We start from the raw sequence: 17,649 nt of genomic DNA on the forward strand, positions 1-17,649 counted from the left end.
GCTGTCCTTGAAATTATTTCATGATGTTGCGAAGTATGTCGTTGAATGTGCAAGGAAGGTGCTTATGCGTTTTTCGGCAACGGAGAGTAAAAAACCGGATAACGCCCTGGCTACCCGGCTTTGGAAGGAAAATTGACTTAGAAGTCGTAACGCAGACGCACCAGGTTCATATCGCCCAGGTTGTCGGTGCTGGAGGTAAAGACGTGTTCGTAATCCACACGGAAACCGTAATCCAACTGGAAGCTGATACCCACACCGTTGTCGGTACGCAGATAGTTACGACCATTCACGTATTCGATACGATCGCCCATAAAGTACGGCTGAACAGATTTCAGCGCATACTGACCAATCGGGAAGGTATAACCCGCGAAGTATTCCAGACCCCAGGCATCACCGGCAAAGTAGTCGTTAACCGAAACTTTTTTGGTGGTCATGAAGTTTTGATACCAGCCGCCGCCCATTGAGAAGGTCCAGTTATCCGGTTTCCAGCTCAGTGCGGTACCGACGATGTTTTGATCGTAGGTTTTGCTGGTGTCGCCACGCATTTCCGCACGGGTGTAGTTCCACGCCGTACCCCAGGTCAGGTCATCGGTGATGTGGTAATCCACACCCAACGAGCCGCCGCCTTTACGCTTGTAGCGCAGGCCGTTGTTCGGGTTGTAATCATCGCTGAACAGATAAGATGCGTAGAGATCAACATCCCCCACCGTTTTCTTATACTTCAATGATTTACGTGTACGATAGGAACCGTCATAGTCGCCATTGATACCGTTACCTGGCGCCTGACCGATCATATCGTAATCCCAGATATCCGTTTTCGCCCCGACCACATCATAGTAAATACTGTTCTGTTGGCCGAAGGTCAGCGTACCCCAGGTCGCGCTCTTCAGACCGGTGTACAGCATACGACGCGTGGTATTGTTGGCGCCGTCAGCGTAGTGATTATCCCAGTTGAACATGGCCGGGAAGTTAACGCCCAGCTCGTAGTAGCTCACCCAACTGATATCATCAAACAGATAGTAGTCTGCGGCGAAGCGGAAACGCGTCCCGCCGTCGAAGCCATTACGTTTGTAGCCATTCTTACCATCGTCACCGGCCATATTCTGGAACTGCGGACGAATACTCCCGCCGACGGTGAAGTTAAGACGGCTCAGCGGATCGCCCGCCTGCGGATCTTGTTTCAGGACCGTGATTTCCGCCTGGGAAGCGAAAGTCGTTAATGCCACTGCTGCGCCGATCGATACCGCCAGCGCCGTTTTTTTTATAGTCATTATTTGTACCTTGATAGATAGCCTGCCAATTATTAAGCATACAAATATTAACGTTTATTAATACACTCGTGTTGTTGGGTTTTTATTGTTCTGTGCTGTTAAATATCAAGGGGTTATCAATTTGTGCTACATAGATAAAAAAACGCACCGATTTAAAAAACCGGTGCGTAATCATCACTGGCAGGAATTAATTACTGAACTGACGGAACAGCGCTTTACCTTTAAGCAGTCGTGAACCGAGCCATCCGCCGCATAAAGAGAGGAGCAATGCCCCACAAAGCGGCAGCACAACCCACAGCCGCCAGTCTGGCTCCCACGGGAAGTCAAATACGCGGGTTTGCAATACAGCCAGCGCGGTTTCCGCACCGATGGCCGCCACCAGCCCGGCGACCATCCCGAGCATAGCGAACTCGCACCACAGCGTGGTACGCAGCAATTTCTTGCCTGCTCCCAGCGTGCGCCAGACCACCAGTTCCTGATGACGTTGACGCATCCCCACCTGAACCTGCGCCAACAGCAACAACATGCCGCAGGCGGTAACCAGCACCACCATCACTTCCAGCGCTCTACTTACCTGCTCCAGCACCTGGCCCACCTGTTTGAGGATGGCGCCAATATCCAGCAGGCTGATGGTCGGGAATTCGCGGTTAAGCTGCGTCAACATGCCGTTGCCGTTCTCCCAACGAAAGCTGGTTAACCAGCTCTGGGGCTGATCGTCCAGCGCCCCGGAAGGAAAAATAAAGAAGAAGTTAGGCCGCAGGCTTTCCCAGTCCACTTTACGCAGGCTGCTGACCGTGGCGCTGAAATCCTGGGTATCGCCCATAAAGGTCACCCGATCGCCGAGCTTCACGTTTAGCCGCTTCGCCAGCCCTTCTTCCATCGACACTTCCCCCGCTTTCGGCGGCCAGCTTCCGGCGGTTATCGGGTTATGATCCGGGCGGGTATCCTGCCAGGTCAGATTAAGTTCGCGGTTAAGCGCCTCATCCTGATTACCTTCGGTCGGCTTATCATTAATGGCTGTCAGACGCGCACGTACAATGGGATAGAACGAGTCCGGGATCACCTGATGTTCCGACAGGAATGACTTCAGCGGTACAACCTGCTCACTGGCAATGTTGATCAAGAAATAATTTGGACTTTCCGGCGGCATTTGCTGCTGCCAGCGATCGAGCAGATCGCCGCGCAGCACCAGCAGCAGCGCCAGCAGCATAAAGGAAAGTGAAAATGCCGACAGTTGACTGAGCGTTGACCACGGCTGGCGCAACAGTCGACTGACCGCTAAACGCAACGGCAGCGAGGTGAGCGTCAGACCACGCAGCACGTTAAGCAGCATCCAACCGAGCACGCCGCACACCAGCGCCAGTACTACCGCACCGGCCAGCACAGCCCATAACAGCAGGCTTCCGCCCATCAGTCCAGCGAGCAGGACGACCACAACAACTAATACCACCGGCAAATAAAACTTCAGCGGCCAGACGTTTGCCACCACGTCACGGCGTAACACACGTAGCGGCTGCGTCGCCAGCAGTAGCCGATAAGGACGCAACCCTACCAACAGCGAAATTACCGTCATGGTGCCTAAGGCCCACAGCCACGGCCAGGGGCTGGCGGGCGGCAGATCGCCGGGCAGGACCGGCCTGAGTAACACCACCAGCGCGTGCTCAAACAACAGCCCGAAAAGCCCACCGGTCACGCCAGACAACGCCAGCACCATCAGCCATTGACCAACAATCAGCCTACGCAGTTGCGCTCTGCCCGCGCCGAGGGTTTTCAGGATAGCCACCAGATCGTAACGGCTGCGGCAATAATGGCTCATCGCCACAGCAACCGCAGCGACCGCCAGCAGCAGCGTTAACAGCGCCGACAGCAGCAGAAACTGTTGTGAACGTTCAAGTGATTTCCCCAGCGCGCCTTCATCCTGCTCCAGCCCGTACCAGCGCTGTTCAGGCTTTAGCTGCGGCAACAGCCATTTTTCGTACGCGTCCAGTTGCTGCGGCGTTCCGCCAAATTTATAGCGCCATGTCACGCGGCTTCCCGGCTGGACCGCCGCCGTTTTTTCGACATCCGCCATGCTCATCATCAGGCGCGGCGCTATCTGGAACGGATTAAAACCGGAATCTGGCTCCTGCACCACCTCGCCGGCGATGCGCAGCGTGGCGTCTCCGACGTCAATGGAATCACCGATTTTTAGATTGAGCAGCGCCATCAGGCGTGGGGCCAGCAGCACCAAACCCGGCTGCGGTTTCAGCCCCGGCGGATTGGTCTGCAACGTGCCGTACATCGGATACACATCATCTACCGCTTTGACGTTCGCCAGTTGCGGCGTGTCACGGGCAAAAGTCATGGTCGCGAAAGTCAGCTGCTCGCCGACTTTCAACCCCCGCTGCCGCGCCTCGTCAATCCACGCTTTCGGCACGGTACGTGAACTTTGCAGCGCGCGATCTCCCGCCATAAACTCGCGGCTTTGCTGGCTCAGCCCTTTTTCCATACGGTCGCTGATGTTGCCCAGCGCCAGTACGCAGGCTACCGCCAGGCTCAGCGCCAGCCAGACAATCAGTAATGAAGGCGAGCGCCATTCGCGCCAGAACCAACGGGCAATCATGCCTCCTCCTGCAACTGTCCATTCACCAGACGTAAGCGCCGATCGCAACGCGCCGCCAGCTGCGGGTCATGCGTCACCAGAATCAGGGTGGTGCCGTGTTCCCGGTTCAGAGAAAACAACAGGTCGGCAATTTTGTCTCCGGTCTGGCGATCGAGGTTGCCCGTCGGCTCATCGGCAAACAGCACATCCGGACGCCCGTTAAAGGCCCGTGCCAGCGCCACGCGCTGCTGCTCCCCGCCGGAAAGCTGGGCCGGAAGATGATCCAGACGTTTTCCCAGCCCAAGTTGCTCGAGCAGCGTTTTTGCCCCGTCGCGGCTTTTTCCACTGTTTTCACCACGCAACAGCGCGGGCAGTTCGACGTTTTCCAGCGCGTTCAGGGTCGGGATTAACATGAATGACTGGAAAACGAATCCCACATGTTTTGCCCGCAGTTGTGCCCGGGCTTCTTCATCCATGGTATGTAGCGCCTGCCCCACCAGACTCACTTCACCGCTGGAACCATCGTCCAGCCCGGCGAGGATCGCCAGCAGCGTGGATTTCCCCGATCCCGACTCGCCAATCAGCGCAATGGTCTCGGCGCGTTTGACAACCAGTTCAACTCCGGTAAGGATGGATAGCTCATGATCACCCTGACCGACGGATTTCTTAAGATGATGAACTTCAACAATGTTTTCCGCTGGCATTGGCCTTTCCTGTTCCTGGTCCTGTTAACTTTCCGCGCCGCCGCTGCGGACACGTTATTAATTCTGGGTGACAGCCTGAGCGCCGGATACCGTATGTCCGCCAGCGCCGCATGGCCTGCGCTACTTAATGATAAATGGCAAACCAAAACGCCGGTGGTGAATGCCAGCATTAGCGGCGACACCTCGCAGCAGGGCCTGGCCCGTCTGCCTGCATTACTCAAGCAGCACCAGCCGCGTTGGGTACTGGTCGAACTTGGCGGCAACGATGGCCTGCGCGGCTTTGCGCCTGCGCAAACCGAGCAAACCCTGCGCACGATCCTGCAGGACGTGAAAGCGGCAAATGCCGAACCGCTATTGATGCAAATTCGTCTGCCGGCAAACTACGGTCGCCGTTATAATGAAACCTTTAGCGCGATTTATCCAAAGCTCGCCAAAGAGTTTGATATCCCTCTGCTGCCCTTTTTTATGGAAGAGGTTTATCTGAAACCCCAGTGGATGCAGGATGATGGTATTCACCCTAATCGTGACGCCCAGCCGTTTATTGCCGACTGGATGGCGCAACATCTCACTCCTCTAGTTAATCACGACTCGTAATTCAACGGAGATCCTGACAGGTAAAGTTATGCAAAAATCGGTCTTAATAACAGGATGTTCCAGCGGAATCGGCCTGGAAAGCGCACTTGAGCTAAAGCGCCAGGGTTTTCAAATTCTGGCCGGCTGCCGCAAACCTGACGATGTCGCGCGTATGAACAGCATGGGATTCACCGGCGTATTGCTGGATCTGGATTCACCCGAAAGCGTGGATCGCGCCGCCGATGAGGTGATCGCCCTGACCGATAATCGTTTATATGGGATCTTTAACAACGCCGGATACGGCGTCTACGGCCCACTGCCCACGATTAGCCGCGAGCAGATGGAGCAGCAGTTTTCCGCCAACTTCTTTGGCGCGCATCAGCTTACCATGCGCCTGTTGCCCGCCATGCTACCTCACGGCGAAGGACGCATCGTGATGACCTCCTCGGTAATGGGATTGATCTCCACACCGGGACGTGGCGCCTATGCCGCCAGTAAATATGCGCTGGAAGCCTGGTCCGACACGCTGCGTATGGAGCTGCGTCACAGTGGGATTAAGGTCAGCCTGATTGAACCGGGCCCCATCCGCACCCGTTTTACCGAAAACGTCAACCAGACGCAAAGCGATGCCCCCGTGGAAAATCCCGGCATTGCCGCGCGGTTTACCCTGGGACCACAAGCGGTTGTCGCCAAAGTGCGTCACGCGTTCGAAAGCGACAAACCGAAGCTACGTTACCCGGTTACGCTGGTGACCTGGGCCGTTATGCTGCTTAAACGCCTGCTGCCAGGCCGCATAATGGACAAAATTTTACAGGGTTGAGTTGAAGCTCGCGCGTCAGCCCCCATGTAACAAGAAATCGACAAAAGAGAGTAACTCCATGTCCACACAGAATATTGTTAATATTAATGAATCGAACCTGCAGCAGACCCTTGAACAGTCGATGACCACACCGGTCCTGTTCTATTTTTGGTCTGAGCGCAGCCAGCATTGTCTGCAATTAACGCCGGTGCTGGAGAGCCTTGCCGCCCAGTATAATGGTCAGTTTATTCTCGCTAAGCTCGACTGCGACGCGGAACAGATGATCGCCTCCCAGTTTGGACTGCGCGCGATCCCAACGGTTTATCTGTTCCAGAACGGTCAGCCGGTAGATGGCTTCCAGGGTCCGCAGCCAGAAGAGGTTATTCGCGCGCTGCTGGAGAAAGTGCTGCCGAGCGAAGAAGAGCTGAAAGCACGCCAGGCTATCGAGTTTATCGAAGCCGGTAATCACGCGGATGCGCTGCCGCTGCTGAAAGAAGCCTGGCAAATCTCCAACCAGAGCAGCGAAATCGGCCTGCTGCTGGCGGAAACGCAAATCGCCCTCAATCGTTCTGACGATGCCGAAGCGGTGCTGAAAACGATTCCGTTACAAGATCAGGATACCCGTTATCAGGGGCTGGTGGCACAGATTGAACTGCTGAAGCAGGCGGCGGATACGCCGGAAATCCAACAGTTGCAGCAACAGGTTGCCAGCAACCCGCAGGATGCCGCGCTGGCCACGCAATTAGCCATTCAACTCCATCAGGTCGGACGTAACGAAGAATCGCTGGAATTGCTGTTCAGCCACCTGAAGAAAGATCTTACCGCTGCCGACGGTCAGGCGCGTAAGACCTTCCAGGAGATCCTTGCCGCGCTGGGAACCGGCGATGCGCTGGCTTCGAAATACCGCCGCCAGTTGTACGCGCTGCTGTACTAATCCGTTTGATTTTGCCCGATGGCGCTTGCGCTTATCGGGCCTGGAAATTCGACAAATACCGCTCCCTCCGGCATCACATCACGTCTTTTTCAAATGCGTTACGACTAATTGGTGGCGTGAATTATAGAACTTCCGATAGGTCAGGTAGCAGGCAATAATGGTTGACAGGCTGGCGGTCGAAAGCAGCATAAACGTCACCATAATCTGATACTTAATCGCTTTTACCGGATCAATACCAGCAAAAATCAACCCAGACATCATTCCCGGTAAACTCACCAACCCCACGGTTTTGGCGGAATCGATCGTCGGGATCAGCGAGGCGCGAATGCTGTCGCGAATCAGCGGCGCGGAAGCAACCTTCGGCGTCGCGCCGAGGCTGAGCTTTTCCTGGATTTGCTGCTGTTCACTGTTAAACCGCTGCCCCAGATTGTTGTAACACAGCCCCACCGCCACCATCGCATTGCCTGCAATCATCCCGGAAATTGGGATCACCTGCATCGGCGTGAACTCGATAGAGCCGGACAACACCAGTACCGACAGCGTCAACCCCGCCCCAACCGTAATGGCAATAAACGACGAGAGAAAAGCGTTATCAATATATTTACTGCGTTTTTGCGCGTTATAGGCGGCGTTAAAACAGATAAACAGCACCATTAATAAGGTCAGAATGCTGTGATTGACGCCGAAAATATATTTCAGCACATAGCCGACGATAATAAGCTGAACCACCGCCCGGCAAACGCTCCAGAGAATATCTTTTTCCAGCGCCAGCTTTTCTTTGTTACTGATCAGTATGGCGACCACCACCAGCATCATCGCTAACGCCAGTGATTCATTGGTAATATTATGCTCGTTCATTGCTGACTTCCTGCATTTCTCCGGCGTGCGGTTGAAGAGTTATGACATTATCCGCGTGATTAATCTCATCTTTATCGTGCGTCACCCATAGCACGGCAATTTTCTTGTCGCGAACATAGTGGTGAATTAATTCATTCACGTTACGTTTGTTGGACTCATCCAGCGCGCTGGTGATTTCATCAAGCAGCAGGATTTTAGGCAGAAACTGCAAATTACGAATTAACGAGACGCGCTGTTTTTCCCCGCCGGACAGTTCATTGATCCCTTTTTTGAGGATACTCTCGGGCAACTCAAAACGGGCCAGGTCTTCCAGAAATACATCCGTTTCCGGGCGTTTATCGCGAATTTGCCAGGGAAAAATGAGGTTGTCGTAGACGGTGTCACCAAACAAAGCGGGCGTTTGCGCGCAATAAGAGACCTGCTGGCGATAAGCTTCAGGCTTTAGCGTTGATATCTCCTTGCCCTCAAAAAGGATTTCACCGGAACTCGGGCTAATTAACGACGCCACTATCTTCAGTAACGTACTTTTACCGCAGCCGGACTGGCCGGTAATCAGCTTAAATTCTCCGGCATCGAGATTAAAACAGATGTTATTGAGAACCTGCGTCGCCCCTGCCTGCCATGCGACATTTTTCAACTGAAGCAAAATGCTGCTTTCTTCCATTATCGATCCTTTTTTACCTCTTTCGTGCAGACAGTCTATACCCAAAATAATTCGAGTTGCATGAAGGCGGCAAGTGAGTGACAAATTCGTCAGGAACGAATTTGAACAGCCAAAGGCTAGCCTTCGGTGAGGGACATGGATGTCCCTCATTAATCTCCAGGAGCATAGCTAACTATGTGACTGGAGTGAAACGACAAATCTGCCGGGAGCAGATTTGAACGCTGCTTACAGCGGCCCCGCAGGGGCGAGGCCCAAGGATGGGCCGAATAACGTAGCTAACGCACATGCAGCTTGAAGTATGAAGGGTATATTCCTGTAATTTATTATAGGGGAGCCACCTTGATTAATCGGGTATAATTTGACTAATGAAGCAGTAAAGGACAGCACAACAGGAGGTTTCATCAATGCTCATTTTTATTCCTATTCTTATTTTTGTCGCGCTGGTCATCGTCGGCGCAGGCGTCAAAATCGTCCCACAGGGATACCAGTGGACGGTGGAGCGTTTCGGACGTTACACCAAAACTCTGCAACCTGGGTTAAGCCTTGTTGTGCCGTTCATGGATCGTATTGGTCGTAAGATCAACATGATGGAGCAGGTGCTTGATATCCCCTCTCAGGAAGTCATCTCCAAAGATAACGCCAACGTCTCGATTGATGCTGTGTGCTTTATTCAGGTGATCGACGCGCCGAAAGCGGCATATGAAGTCAGTAACCTCGAACTGGCAATCATCAACCTGACCATGACCAACATTCGTACCGTTCTCGGCTCGATGGAGCTTGATGAAATGCTCTCCCAGCGTGACAACATCAACACTCGCCTGCTGCATATTGTTGATGAGGCCACCAATCCCTGGGGCATCAAAATCACCCGTATTGAGATTCGTGACGTGCGCCCACCGGCGGAACTGATTGACGCCATGAACGCGCAGATGAAAGCCGAACGTACCAAGCGCGCCTACATTCTGGAAGCAGAAGGTATCCGCCAGGCGGAAATCGTCAAGGCGGAGGGTGAGAAGCAGTCGAAAATCCTGATAGCGGAAGGTGAACGTCAGTCCGCGTTTTTACAGGCTGAAGCGCGTGAACGTTCCGCGGAAGCAGAAGCCCGCGCAACGCAGATGGTTTCTGAAGCCATTGCCGCCGGGGATATCCAGGCCGTGAACTACTTCGTGGCGCAGAAATACACCGAAGCGTTGCAGCATATCGGTTCGTCGAATAACAGCAAAGTGGTGATGATGCCGCTGGATGCCAGCAGCCTGATGGGTTCCATTGCCGGGATCGCGGAACTGGTTAAGGACAGCGCTAGCGAGCGGAAAAAATCATGATAGCGATGATTCTGGTACATCCGCACATCTTCTGGCTCAGCCTCGGCGGTCTGTTGCTCGCCGCCGAGATGCTGGGCGGCAACGGTTATTTGCTATGGAGCGGCGTGGCAGCGGTGCTAACCGGACTGGTGGTTTGGCTCGTCCCGCTCGACTGGGCGTGGCAGGGAGCGATGTTTGCGGTACTCACGCTGCTGGCGGCCTGGCTGTGGTGGAAGTGGCTGGCAAAACGCGTGAAAGAGCAGAAACCAGCCGACAGCCATCTTAACCAGCGCGGTCAGCAGTTGATTGGCCGTCGATTTATTCTGGAAAGCGCTCTGGTCAATGGTCGCGGACATATGCGCGTCGGCGACAGTTCGTGGCCCGTCAGCGCCCGCGACGATTTGAGCGCGGGAACGCAGGTTGAAGTCATTGCCGTTGAGGGGATTACCCTGATTATCAAAGCGGTACCACACTAAAATAGACAGGAATTCAGACTATGATCAGGAAGACGTCTCTCGCCGTTGCCCTTTGTTCTTTGCTGGCTGGCGCGCCTCAGGCATTTGCCTCCTTCGATATGGAAGACTGCAAATGGAGCGACGACAGCTGCCTGCTGAAAGGAACGCCGACCTTTAACCCGGAAAACGACAGCCGCGACAACCTGCTGCGACTGCTGAGCCAGGAAAAAGCTTTTGCTCTGCCCGTGCAGTCGATGCCTGAAGATATCACCCGCTCCCGCGATTTCTATTTTGCGTATCACCCGCAGTGGGATGAAACAGCCCCGCAGCCAGCCTCTGCCCCGGCATCCGCTGAAGATAGCCCCCTCTCCCGACAGATGGCCGAGCTGAACATTAATGCGGATGAAGCCAACCTCAACGACGGTGAGCATGAGAACCGTCATGTTTCGAATAATACCGAGAGCGTCAGCCAGTATTTTGCCGCACTGCTGGCCGATGCCGCGTTAACAGCAGAGCAACGCCAGGCCTTAGCGCAAGCGCGTATGGGGCTGTTCTCCGACGCGACCCGCGAACAGATTGAGTCATCTCTCGCCACTCTCCCGACGGATTCACCGGCTCAACACTACAAAAGTTACCTCGCGGCAGCCGCCAGTTTCTATGCGGGTGATTATGCCAGCGCCGAACGGGATTTCACTCAGCTCGCTAAAAGCGATCGCCCGTGGCTGGCGGAGACCGCGCAATACATGCTGATGCGTACGGCGTTGAACAAGAGCAGTCAGAACAGCGTGGGCGAATATGGCGATTTTGATATCGCTAAAATTAACCGCGAGGACGCCTCTCAGGCTCAGACGCTGGCGCAAGCCTATCTGCAACGCTGGCCGCAAGGACGCTACGCCGACTCCACCCGCGGTATGTTGCGTCGTATTAACTGGTATTTACAGGCGTGGCCGCAACTGGCCGGGTTGTATGAGCAGACGCTCCAGCAGGCGGCTGACGCGCAGCAGCTGCGTAAAATCGTCATCGAATACGATAATGTCTACGGCATGGCGTTCTACGAGCAATCCGTGCTGGAAGCCTTCCCCGATGCGCCGCGAGTCAGCTACATCGAACTGTTACGCGCGCTGCGTCTGAATAGCGATAACAAACCCACGCTGACCCAGGCGCAACTCGACGCCAGCAAGCCGGTGTTTGAGCAGAGCCAAAAACTGCCGCTGTGGCGCGATCTGCAACTGAATCTGTGGCTGGCGACGGGCAACTATGCGGCGATTATCCAGGCGGTCGCGCCAGCGCAAAAACTGGCACCGCGCGATACGCTGGCCTTCAGCGAACAGGTGCTGTACGGCGAAGCGCTGATGGGCCAGAAGAATTGGGCCGCGGCGCGTGATTTCTGGCAGCAGTTGCTGACTCTCAGCCAGGACAACGAACAGCGGCAGTATGTACAGGCTAAGCTCGCCGCCACGCTGGTTTATAGCGGTGACGTAGCGGCAATCTTCGCCCCGGAAAGCGCGGTGACCAACCTGCGCTTTCGCTCGCAGGTGCTGAAAACACAGGCCACACTGGAACAACTGCGCCAGCAGGCCGTCCATGGGCCCAATAACGAAGAGCGTACCATCGCCCTGCATACGCTGCTGGTACGGGATCTTACCGAGAATCGTTTTGGCGACTGGTTAAACGATAAAAAGCTTGTCAGCGACATCACGCCGCCGGTCATTGACGAGGCGTTTAACGACGTCAACCTGAGCACTTTTGACTGGAACGGCGATGCGGCTCAGGCCGGTTACACCTGTCGCAGCCTCAATGAAACGGTAACGGTCCTGAGCAAAAAAGCGGATGATGCCCACGCACTGAACTGTTTAGGTGAATTTTTCCGTACCACGCAAACGCATGTCGATCTCTGGAAAAACAGCACCGGCAACGATGTGCTTGAAGCCGCAATTTCTCGTAAGCAACCGTTCGGCCAGTTCGACAGGCAAAGCTACTATCAGCAGATAATCACCTCACCCACCGCGGAAGTCGAAGATAAGAGCTTCGCACTGTATCGCGCCATCATGTGCTATGCGCCATCTGGCTCTAACGAATGTGGCGGTGAAGACGTGGATAAACTGCAGCGTAAGGGCTGGTTCACCCAACTGAAAACGCAGTATCCGGGAAGCCCGTGGGCGCAAAAACTCAAATATTACTGGTAACCGCGCTACTGGTGGGCCAGGCACAGGCGGCGGATATCGTCGCCGCGCGTGACCATCCGGCCTTCTGGCTGTGGTCCGGAGTGAAAGCCAGTGACGAGCTGAAAAACGCGCAAACGGTCTATCTGCATCAGGGTGAGGTGCTGGTTCGGTCGGGTAACGTGGTTTTCCAGCGCCTGGGACTGCCGGTCAGTCGACTGACTTTTCCCTCAATCTGGCTGACGGTCCGCTTTACCACGCTCGACGTACCGGAGGTGATTCCTGCCCGTATCATACGGCTGATGCAACGCTGGCAGAACGCTGGTAATCACGTCATCGGCCTGCAGGTTGATTTTGACGCGGCGACCCACCAGCTAACCGATTACGCCCGTTTTCTACAGCAGCTACGCCAACAGCTACCGGCCGAGTTTGCGCTTGGCGTGACCGGACTACTGGATTGGGCCAAAACGGGCGACGTCGCCACATTGAACGCGCTGGCGGTTGATGAACTGGTAGTGCAGAGCTATCAGGGACGGCGCACGGTGCCGAATTACCAGGCGTATCTGCCCGCGCTCAGCCGCCTGCGCATTCCATTTAAGCTGGGACTGGTGCAAAACGGTAGCCGGGATCGGCAGGCTGAAGCGCAGCTGGAGAAATCCCCGTGGTACCGCGGCACGGTGGTGTTTATGCTTAATCCCCCTCGCCGCTAAGCCTTCGCTTTGTGATGACAGCAGCCAGAAAGATTATCCATGATCGGGCATTCGGCGCTGTCATCGCCGGGGCAACTCTCCGCCAGCGCCAGTAAATGCAGGCGCATGGCCTGTAGCTCGCTGATATGCCGCTCGATGTCCGCGACTTTTTCTAATGTGCGTTTTTTTACGTCCGCGCTGTGACGCGCCGGATCGTTAAACAGGTTTACCAGCTCGCCGCACTCTTCCAGGTTAAAACCAACCTGCCGCGCCTGGCGCAGCAGCGTCAGTTCATTCAGATGCTGTTGGTTGTATGTGCGATAGCCATTTTCGCTACGCAGCGGCGGCGTCACTAGCCCTTTTTCTTCATAAAAGCGTATCGCTTTGCTGGTTAAACCGGTTTTTTTAGCAACATCGGATATATTCATCTCTTCTCCCTTGACCTTCCCCTTGATGGAAGGTTTAACCTTTATAACAGTTAGTCAAAACGATTGCCAAGGTCAATAAGTAACCGACCATTCATAGAGGAAATTAGTTATGTCTCAAACAATCGATCTAACCCTGGACGGCCTGTCCTGCGGTCACTGCGTAAAACGCGTTAAAGAGAGTCTGGAGCAACGCCCGGACGTTGAGCAAGCGGATGTCACTGTGACTGAAGCGCACATCACCGGGAGCGCCAGTGCACAAGCGCTGATTGAAACCATCAAACAAGCCGGTTACGGCGCGGAGTTAAGCCACCCAAAGGCTAAACCGCTGACGGAGTCATCAATCCCGTCGGAAGCACTGGCAGCGGTCCCTTCCGAGCTTCCGGCAGCTACGGCTGATGATGACAGCCAACAGTTGCTGTTAAACGGCATGAGCTGCGCCAGTTGTGTGACCCGCGTACAAAATGCTCTGCAAAGCGTACCCGGCGTCACCCAGGCACGGGTAAACCTGGCGGAACGTACTGCGCTGGTAATGGGCAGTGCGTCCGCCGCAGATTTAGTGCAGGCGGTGGAAAAAGCGGGCTACGGCGCTGAAGCTATAGAAGATGACGCGAAGCGCCGCGAGCGCCAGCAGGAAACCGCCGTTGCGACCATGAAACGTTTTCGCTGGCAGGCAGCCGTCGCGCTGCTGTTGGGTATTCCGGTCATGGTGTGGGGAATGATTGGCGATAACATGATGGTGAGTGACGACAACCGCAGCCTGTGGCTGGCGATTGGTCTGGCAACGCTTGCCGTGATGGTTTTCGCCGGCGGTCACTTTTACCGCAATGCGTGGAAAAGCCTGATGAATGGCACCGCGACCATGGATACGCTGGTGGCGCTGGGTACGGGGGTGGCATGGCTCTATTCCATGAGCGTCAACCTCTGGCCGCAGTGGTTTCCGATGGAAGCGCGACACCTTTATTATGAAGCCAGTGCGATGATTATCGGTCTGATTAACCTCGGACATATGCTGGAAGCGCGGGCTCGCCAACGCTCCTCCAAAGCGCTGGAAAAACTGCTCGATCTGACACCGCCAACCGCACGCGTCGTCACCGATGAAGGTGAAAAGAGTGTGCCGCTGGCTGACGTTCAGGCGGGAATGTTGCTGCGCCTGACCACCGGCGACCGGGTTCCGGTCGATGGCGAAATCACTCAGGGCGAAGCCTGGCTGGATGAAGCCATGCTGACCGGGGAGCCGATCCCGCAACAAAAAGGCGAAGGCGATAGCGTCCACGCCGGTACGGTCGTACAGGACGGCAGCGTGCTATTCCGCGCCAGCGCCGTAGGCAGCCATACCACGCTGTCGCGCATTATTCGCATGGTGCGCCAGGCGCAAAGCAGTAAACCGGAGATTGGCAAACTGGCTGACCGCATCTCCTCGGTATTCGTTCCTGTGGTGGTCGTTATTGCGCTGGTTAGCGCAGCTGTCTGGTATTTCTTCGGACCGGCGCCACAAATTGTCTATACGCTGGTGATTGCCACCACCGTTCTGATTATTGCCTGCCCTTGTGCACTGGGCCTGGCGACGCCAATGTCGATTATTTCCGGTGTTGGGCGCGCCGCTGAGTTCGGGGTCCTGGTACGCGATGCCGATGCGCTGCAGCGCGCCAGTACGCTCGATACCATTGTGTTTGATAAAACCGGGACGCTGACTGAAGGTAAGCCACAGGTTGTCGCCATCAAAACGTTTGGCAATACCGATGAAGCGCTGGCGATTCGCCTGGCTGCGGCCCTTGAACAGGGTTCCAGTCACCCGCTGGCCAGGGCGATTCTGGACAAAGCCGGTGATGTCACGTTGCCGCAGGTCAACGGGTTCCGTACGCTGCGCGGTTTGGGCGTCAGTGGCGAAACGGAAGGTCACATGCTGCTGCTGGGAAACCAGGCGCTGCTCAATGAACAGCAGGTAGATACCACTGAAATGGAAGCTGAGATTACCGCTCAAGCCTCCCAAGGGACAACGCCGGTACTGCTGGCGATTGACGGTAAAGCGGCGGCGCTGTTAGCGGTGCGCGATCCACTGCGTAGCGACAGCGTGGCGGCGCTCCAGCGCCTGCACCGCGCCGGGTATCGTCTGGTGATGCTCACCGGTGATAACCCAACGACCGCCAACGCCATTGCCAAAGAGGCAGGTATTGATGAAGTGATTGCGGGCGTTCTGCCGGACGGCAAAGCCGAGGCGATTAAGCGTCTGCAAAGCCAGGGACGTCAGGTTGCCATGGTCGGTGACGGTATCAACGATGCGCCTGCGCTGGCGCAGGCCGATGTAGGGATTGCCATGGGTGGCGGCAGCGATGTGGCGATTGAAACCGCCGCGATTACGCTGATGCGTCATAGCCTGATGGGCGTTGCGGATGCGCTGTCTATCTCACGGGCAACGCTGCGCAACATGAAGCAGAACCTGCTCGGCGCGTTTATCTATAATAGCATCGGTATCCCCGTTGCTGCCGGGATCCTGTGGCCGTTCACCGGAACGCTGCTCAACCCGGTGGTTGCCGGCGCAGCGATGGCACTCTCCTCCATTACCGTGGTAAGCAACGCTAACCGTCTGCTACGCTTCAAACCAAAAGAGTAAGCCTTTGCCGGATGGCGCTATCAACCGCGCTATCCGGCAATTCACGCGTTGCACCTTCCCGGACCACGCGCTAGCATGGAAGTCCACTTAGGGAGGTCGTATGGATTTGTTATACCGGGTAAAAAAATTATGGTCTGCACTGCACGGCAACCACTATACCTGGCCCGCCATTGACATCTCTTTACCCGGTAACCGCCATTTTCATCTGATTGGCAGTATTCACATGGGTAGCCGTGATATGGCGCCTCTGCCTGCCAAATTACTCAAAAAGCTCAATCGTGCTGATGCGCTGATTGTCGAAGCCGATGTTTCCGGCGATGACGCGCCATTTGCTAATCTTCCGACCTTTGCCGCCCTGGAAGAACGCATCAGTGAAGAACAATTAGATAATCTGCGTAAAGTCACCAGTGAATTGGGCATTTCCCCTTCCCTGTTATCGACACAACCTTTATGGCAAATAGCCATGGTATTACAGGCGACGCAGGCACAACAGTTGGGGTTGCGGGCGGAATACGGGATTGATTACCAACTGCTGAAAGCGGCAAAACAGGCTCACAAACCGGTGATCGAGCTGGAAGGTTCATCCAGTCAAATCGAGCTGCTATGCCAGTTACCCGATAATGGCCAGGCTCTTCTGGATGATACCCTGACGCACTGGCATACCAACGCCAGGTTGTTGCAACAAATGATGGGCTGGTGGCTTAAAACGCCGCCGCGCGATAGCGAATTGACGCTTCCTAATACTTTCAGCCAGTCGTTATATGACGTATTGATGCATCAGCGCAATGTCGCCTGGCGCGATCGACTCAGGGCGATGCCAGCCGGCCATTATGTGGTGGCCGTAGGCGCACTGCATCTGTACGGAGAAGGTAATTTGCCGGAGATGTTACGGTAAAAAAAATGGCCAATATTTCTATTGGCCCGTCAAAGAGGAATTTCATCATTATTATGATCCCGGTGCTTAAAGCATCGGTGTAGGTCGATTGTCGCTCAAAGTCATCATCCTGCCAATACTATTGCGCAAGATGGTACTATTTTTTAGACCGCCATCAGGCGTATGCTTGTCTCGTATTTTGTCTGGGCCAGGAAAAATTGCTATGACACCCGCCGTTAAATTACTCGAAAAAAACAAAATTTCTTTCCAGATCCACACCTACGATCACGATCCGTCCGAAACAAACTTTGGTGACGAAGTAGTACGCAAGTTAGGTCTGAATGCAGACCAGGTTTACAAAACGTTGCTGGTTGCCGTAAATGGCGATATGAAGCATCTGGCCGTTGCCGTCACGCCGGTGGCGGGTCAATTGGATCTTAAAAAAGTCGCCAAAGCGTTAGGGGCCAAAAAGGTCGATATGGCCGATCCGCTGGTTGCGCAGCGAACAACGGGGTATCTGGTAGGCGGTATCAGCCCGCTGGGACAGAAAAAAAGATTGCCGACACTCATCGACGCCCCAGCCCAAACGTTTGACACCATTTATGTCTCCGGTGGCAAACGCGGGCTGGATATCGAACTGGCAGCGGGCGATCTGGCGAAAATTCTGGATGCGAAATTCGCCGACATCGCCCGCCGGGATTAAGCGATTGTAGAATGTAGGCCTGATGGCCGCAGCTTTAAGGCC

At 55.0% G+C, this 17,649-nt stretch carries 16 protein-coding genes; 10 read left to right on the plus strand and 6 right to left on the minus strand.

All coding sequences use genetic code 11. The features are described from left to right. Window positions 1–137: 137 nt before the first annotated feature. The 3 genes from ICA20_RS17940 to ybbA all read right to left on the minus strand — a co-directional run bounded on the left by ICA20_RS17940 (window position 138) and on the right by ybbA (window position 4,556). Window positions 138–1,271, minus strand: a complete 1,134-nt coding sequence (locus ICA20_RS17940; protein WP_038638416.1) for a porin — start codon at window positions 1,269–1,271, stop codon at window positions 138–140. A 187-nt stretch (window positions 1,272–1,458) separates the two neighbouring features. Next, window positions 1,459–3,873, minus strand: coding sequence for a putative ABC transporter permease subunit YbbP (ybbP, locus tag ICA20_RS17945; RefSeq protein ID WP_038638413.1), 2,415 nt, complete (start codon window positions 3,871–3,873; stop codon window positions 1,459–1,461). Then, window positions 3,870–4,556 (minus strand): putative ABC transporter ATP-binding protein YbbA, encoded by a 687-nt coding sequence (gene ybbA / locus ICA20_RS17950; RefSeq protein ID WP_038638411.1) that lies wholly within the window; start codon window positions 4,554–4,556, stop codon window positions 3,870–3,872. Before ybbA ends, ybbP begins: the two co-directional genes overlap by 4 nt. Here ybbA and tesA point away from each other — a divergent pair. From tesA to ICA20_RS17965, 3 genes are read left to right on the plus strand one after another with little or no spacing between them, the layout of a single operon-like run. Then, window positions 4,524–5,150: a multifunctional acyl-CoA thioesterase I/protease I/lysophospholipase L1 gene (gene tesA / locus ICA20_RS17955; RefSeq protein WP_003021850.1), complete on the plus strand. Its 627-nt coding sequence runs from the start codon at window positions 4,524–4,526 to the stop codon at window positions 5,148–5,150. The genes ybbA and tesA overlap by 33 nt on opposite strands. Before the next feature lie 28 nt (window positions 5,151–5,178). After that, a complete protein-coding gene (locus ICA20_RS17960) occupies window positions 5,179–5,949 on the plus strand; it encodes an SDR family oxidoreductase (protein WP_038638408.1) in 771 nt (256 codons plus the stop codon). 58 nt (window positions 5,950–6,007) lie between these two features. Next, the gene (locus ICA20_RS17965) at window positions 6,008–6,862 is read left to right on the plus strand and encodes a co-chaperone YbbN (protein ID WP_003847508.1); all 855 of its coding nucleotides are present in this window, start codon (window positions 6,008–6,010) and stop codon (window positions 6,860–6,862) included. A 78-nt stretch (window positions 6,863–6,940) separates the two neighbouring features. Here the strand turns inward: ICA20_RS17965 and fetB are convergent, their stop codons facing one another. Both fetB and fetA read right to left on the minus strand, forming a co-directional pair. Then, window positions 6,941–7,720, minus strand: a complete 780-nt coding sequence (gene fetB / locus ICA20_RS17970) for an iron export ABC transporter permease subunit FetB (protein ID WP_038638405.1) — start codon at window positions 7,718–7,720, stop codon at window positions 6,941–6,943. Then, window positions 7,707–8,384, minus strand: a complete 678-nt coding sequence (gene fetA / locus ICA20_RS17975; RefSeq protein WP_038638402.1) for an iron ABC transporter ATP-binding protein FetA — start codon at window positions 8,382–8,384, stop codon at window positions 7,707–7,709. The genes fetB and fetA overlap by 14 nt, the downstream gene beginning before the upstream one ends. A gap of 404 nt (window positions 8,385–8,788) precedes the next feature. On the opposite strand from fetA, the gene ICA20_RS17980 reads away from it, so the two are divergent. Genes ICA20_RS17980 through ICA20_RS17995 form a run of 4 tightly spaced genes read left to right on the plus strand, consistent with a single transcriptional unit; the run spans window position 8,789 to window position 13,012 of the window. Next, a complete protein-coding gene (locus ICA20_RS17980; protein ID WP_003831073.1) occupies window positions 8,789–9,706 on the plus strand; it encodes an SPFH domain-containing protein in 918 nt (305 codons plus the stop codon). Next, entirely contained in the window at window positions 9,703–10,161 is a 459-nt protein-coding gene (locus ICA20_RS17985) for an NfeD family protein (protein WP_038638400.1), read from the plus strand. Before ICA20_RS17980 ends, ICA20_RS17985 begins: the two co-directional genes overlap by 4 nt. Window positions 10,162–10,181: 20 nt before the next feature. Next, entirely contained in the window at window positions 10,182–12,326 is a 2,145-nt protein-coding gene (locus tag ICA20_RS17990) for a hypothetical protein (RefSeq protein WP_038638397.1), read from the plus strand. Further along, window positions 12,296–13,012 (plus strand): DUF3142 domain-containing protein, encoded by a 717-nt coding sequence (locus tag ICA20_RS17995; RefSeq protein ID WP_038638394.1) that lies wholly within the window; start codon window positions 12,296–12,298, stop codon window positions 13,010–13,012. The genes ICA20_RS17990 and ICA20_RS17995 overlap by 31 nt, the downstream gene beginning before the upstream one ends. Here ICA20_RS17995 and cueR read toward each other — a convergent pair. Beyond that, entirely contained in the window at window positions 13,009–13,419 is a 411-nt protein-coding gene (cueR, locus tag ICA20_RS18000) for a Cu(I)-responsive transcriptional regulator (protein ID WP_006685661.1), read from the minus strand. The genes ICA20_RS17995 and cueR overlap by 4 nt on opposite strands. A gap of 109 nt (window positions 13,420–13,528) precedes the next feature. Between cueR and copA the strand changes: the two genes are divergently transcribed. The 3 genes from copA to ybaK all read left to right on the plus strand — a co-directional run bounded on the left by copA (window position 13,529) and on the right by ybaK (window position 17,607). Further along, a complete protein-coding gene (copA, locus tag ICA20_RS18005; RefSeq protein WP_038638391.1) occupies window positions 13,529–16,030 on the plus strand; it encodes a copper-exporting P-type ATPase CopA in 2,502 nt (833 codons plus the stop codon). Between the two features lie 100 nt (window positions 16,031–16,130). Then, entirely contained in the window at window positions 16,131–16,925 is a 795-nt protein-coding gene (locus ICA20_RS18010) for a TraB/GumN family protein (protein WP_038638388.1), read from the plus strand. Between the two features lie 202 nt (window positions 16,926–17,127). Then, entirely contained in the window at window positions 17,128–17,607 is a 480-nt protein-coding gene (ybaK, locus tag ICA20_RS18015) for a Cys-tRNA(Pro)/Cys-tRNA(Cys) deacylase YbaK (RefSeq protein WP_038638386.1), read from the plus strand. Window positions 17,608–17,649 lie beyond the last annotated feature (42 nt).

This window comes from Citrobacter sp. C5_2, from assembly GCF_014596845.2.
In the GTDB taxonomy this organism is placed as follows: domain Bacteria; phylum Pseudomonadota; class Gammaproteobacteria; order Enterobacterales; family Enterobacteriaceae; genus Citrobacter; species Citrobacter werkmanii.